The organism is Hyphomonas beringensis (assembly GCF_000682755.1).
Classification (GTDB): domain Bacteria; phylum Pseudomonadota; class Alphaproteobacteria; order Caulobacterales; family Hyphomonadaceae; genus Hyphomonas; species Hyphomonas beringensis.
This window is the reverse complement of record NZ_AWFF01000107.1, coordinates 1-417: the sequence shown is the minus strand read 5'-3', so window position 1 is coordinate 417 and position 417 is coordinate 1. Positions and strand designations below refer to the sequence as shown.

The window sequence follows — 417 nt, the reverse complement described above, 5'->3', positions numbered from 1 at the left end:
TTTCATTAAAAATAAAGATATTTGCGAGGATAGGGAAAATAATTATTATTATGAACCTAATGTTAATGTGGCTATTGCTGCAACAGTTACAGCTGAAGCTCGAATTCATATGTCTAAGTTAAAAATGTTAAAGAATTATAAGATTTTTTATTCAGATACTGATAGTATAGATATTAATAAACCTTTACATGAATCATTTGTAGGAGAGGAACTAGGTAAACTTAAACTTGAACACATTTGAGATAAGGTTATTTATGTATCTAATAAAGCTTATTGAGCAATAGATTCTAATGATAATGTTTATTTTAAAGTAAGAGGTATTAAAGATCACAGTTTATCTCAGGATGATATGTTTAATCTTTTAAAAAAAAATGCCGTTTTAAACATTCCACAAGAAAGATGAATTAGAAAACAATC

The 417-nt window shown here is 25.9% G+C and carries 1 protein-coding gene; it reads left to right on the top strand.

Annotated features, from left to right (window positions below):
• The coding region (locus tag HY29_RS19465; protein ID WP_162176759.1) for a hypothetical protein at positions 1 to 241 on the top strand (241 nt) is incomplete at its 5' end.
• Positions 242 to 417: the final 176 nt, after the last annotated feature.